The organism is Butyricicoccus sp. (genome assembly GCF_050872565.1).
Classification (GTDB): domain Bacteria; phylum Bacillota; class Clostridia; order Oscillospirales; family Butyricicoccaceae; genus Butyricicoccus_A.
This window is the reverse complement of sequence record NZ_JBNMHC010000265.1, coordinates 1-3,198: the sequence shown is the minus strand read 5'-3', so window position 1 is coordinate 3,198 and position 3,198 is coordinate 1. Positions and strand designations below refer to the sequence as shown.

At 56.7% G+C, this 3,198-nt stretch carries 3 protein-coding genes; all 3 read right to left on the bottom strand.

Going from position 1 to position 3,198, the window contains the following annotated elements; translation table 11 throughout:
- Positions 1-165 (bottom strand): ACT domain-containing protein (locus ACR0P9_RS09805; protein ID WP_432619663.1); only part of this gene is annotated, 165 nt, incomplete at its 3' end.
- Positions 166-217: 52 nt separating this feature from the next.
- Positions 218-1,330, bottom strand: a complete 1,113-nt coding sequence (gene hemW, locus ACR0P9_RS09800; protein ID WP_432619668.1) for a radical SAM family heme chaperone HemW — start codon at positions 1,328-1,330, stop codon at positions 218-220.
- Entirely contained in the window at positions 1,320-3,131 is a 1,812-nt protein-coding gene (gene lepA / locus ACR0P9_RS09795) for a translation elongation factor 4 (RefSeq protein ID WP_432619665.1), read from the bottom strand. Before lepA ends, hemW begins: the two co-directional genes overlap by 11 nt.
- Positions 3,132-3,198: the final 67 nt, after the last annotated feature.

Sequence of the window (3,198 nt, the reverse complement as noted above, 5' to 3'; positions counted from 1 at the left end):
GAAGCTGATGTCGCAGCCCTCCAGCTCAACCAGCATAATCATGGCGAACAGATCGCCGCCCATGATGTTCTGGCGCACGTCCACGATGTTGACGTTGTGTTCAAACAGAGTGTTGGAAATCTTGGCAATTACGCCGGTGCGGTCCTTGCCAGCTACAGTTAACATTGCACGCATGTGTTTTCCTCCTAAAATTTGGGTGATGGGAAAGTGTTTTGTATCAAATCTCCTCCAGCACCGAGACAATGACGGCGTTGGAGATGAGAAAACCGTCCTCGGTGAGAGACCATCGAGAGTCGGTATGATGAACATATTGCTTGGGCAGAGAAGAGAGCACCCGCTGAACAGGGGTGGGGTCTGCCGAAAACTGTTTGGTGTAAACATCTGCGTCAAAACCGGCGGAAGTCCGGAGCGACAGCATGATGTACTCGGCGGCGCGGTCGATGTCGCGCTCGTCCTCGCGTTCCGGCTGCGCTTGCCCGCGCAGCCACGCGGATAAATCGCGCGGAATTTCATATCGTTCTCCGGCGAAATCGCCGTGCGCGCCCGGGCCGAAGCCGAGATAGGGGCTTTGCTTCCAGTAGCGGCTGTTGTGCCGACTGGCAAAGCCGGGCTTGGCAAAATTCGAGATTTCGTAGTGCTCGAAACCGGCGCGGCGCATCCGGTCGCAGACCGCCAGATACATGTCCGCCTGCGTGTCCTCATCCGGCAAAGTCGGATGAAGCCTGCCGAGCGGCGTGTGTTCTTCCAGCGTCAGTCCGTAGCACGAGAGGTGCTCCGGCTGTAAATCCAGCAGCGCATCCAGTGAGGCGCACAGCTGCTCCATGCGCTGCCCCGGCAGGGCATACATGAGATCGACGCTGAGATTGGTAAATCCTGCGTGTCTCGCGCGGAAAAAGGCGTCCCGTGCCTGCGCAAACGTGTGAATGCGCCCGAGCGCCTGCAGCTCCCGATCATCGGCGGACTGAATGCCCATGGACAGCCGATTGACACCGGCTTCGCGGGAAACCGTGAGAAAATCGTCCGTCATCGAGTCGGGATTGGCTTCCACGGTGATTTCTGCGTCGGGTTCTACGGCGTAGTTGGCATAAATAGCCTGCAACATCTGCGCGATGCGTGTGCCGCCGAGCAGACTCGGCGTGCCGCCGCCGAAATATATCGTGTCGATAGAAAAATCCCGGCACACCGCTGCCTGCTGCTGTACGTCATGGATAAGCCGCTTCGTGTAAGCGTCGCGCTGTTCCAGCCTGCCGGACAGCGAATAAAAGTCGCAGTAGCTGCACTTTGCCGCGCAAAACGGCACGTGAATATAAATACCGAGCTTATTCTTCATCCAGCTTGAGCACAGCCATGAAGGCCTCCTGCGGAACCTGTACCGAGCCGAGGGCACGCATTCGCTTTTTGCCTTCCTTCTGCTTTTCGAGCAGCTTTTTCTTTCGGGTAATATCGCCGCCGTAGCACTTGGCAAGCACGTCCTTGCGCATCGCCTTGATGGTCTCGCGGGCGATAATCTTGTTGCCGATGGCTGCCTGAACCGGAATTTCAAACATCTGGCGCGGAATATTTTCCTTGAGCTTTTCGACAATCTTTCGTGCGCGCGCATATGCCTTGTCCGTGTGGACGATAAACGACAGCGCATCGACCGGATCGCCATTGAGCAGCAGATCTAGCTTGACCAGCTCGGACTTGCGGTAGCCGATCAGCTCATAGTCCAGAGAAGCATAGCCGCGGGTGCGCGACTTGAGGGCATCGAAGAAATCATAAATGATTTCGCCGAGCGGCAGCTCGTAGTGCATCTCTACGCGGTCGGAGTCGATATACTCCATGTCCTTGTAGATGCCGCGGCGCTCCTGACACAGCTCCATGATGTTGCCGACGTATTCGCTCGGCGTCATGATGCTCGCCTTGACATACGGCTCTTCTGCGTACTCCAGCGTGGTCGGGTCCGGATAGTTGAGCGGATTGTCGATATATTCTTCTTCGCCGTCCGTGCGCTTGATTTTGTAGATAACGCTCGGCGCGGTTGTGATGAGATCCAAATCATATTCGCGTTCCAGACGCTCCTGAATGATTTCCATGTGCAGCAGTCCGAGGAAGCCGCAGCGGAAACCAAAGCCCAGAGCAACGGAACTTTCCGGCTCAAAGGTCAACGAGGCGTCGTTGAGCTGTAATTTTTCCAGTGCATCGCGCAGATCCGGGTATTTGGAGCCGTCTGCCGGATAAATACCCGAAAATACCATCGGCTGTACCTTGCGGTAGCCCGGCAGGGCTTCCGGTGCCGGATTTTCTACACCGGTCACGGTATCGCCCACGCGGGTGTCCGTGACGTTTTTGATCGACGCGGTAAAATAGCCGACTTCACCGGCAGCCAAGCCGTCAGATGCCGGTTCCAGCGTCAGCGGACGCATGTAGCCGGTCTCCACGACCTGAAATTCTGCGCCGGTTGCCATCATTTTTACCTTCATGCCCGGCCGAATTGTGCCCTGCATGACGCGGATATAGACAATGACACCGCGATAGGAGTCGTACTGGCTGTCAAAGATCAGCGCTTGCAGCGGAGCGGCCGGATCGCCGTCCGGTGCCGGAATATCCGTGACAATGCGCTCGAGCACCTCTTCGATGTTGGTGCCCATTTTCGCAGAGACTTCCGGCGCATCCTCTGCCGGAATGCCGATGACATCCTCAATTTCGTGCTTGGCGCGCTGCGGGTCTGCACTCGGCAGGTCGATCTTGTTGACGACCGGCAGAACCTCCAGATTATTCTCGATAGCGAGATAGGTGTTTGCGAGCGTCTGCGCTTCGATGCCCTGCGTGGCATCGACAACGAGTACCGCGCCTTCACAGGCTGCCAGAGAACGGGATACCTCGTAGTTAAAATCGACATGACCCGGGGTGTCAATCAGGTTCATCTGATAGGTTTTGCCGTCCGAAGCCTCGTAGTCCATGCGGACGGCGCGGGCTTTGATGGTGATGCCGCGCTCGCGCTCCAGATCCATACTGTCCAGCAGCTGGCTTTCCATTTCGCGCTGGGTGACAGTATGGCACTTTTCCAGCAGGCGGTCTGCCAGCGTGGACTTGCCGTGGTCGATGTGCGCGACGATGGAGAAATTACGGATTAGGGATTGATCTTTCATGCATATCTCCTTTCCACCGCCTTTTGCCGCGGCGGATGTGTGCAAAGTAAAATCGGACAAAATACCG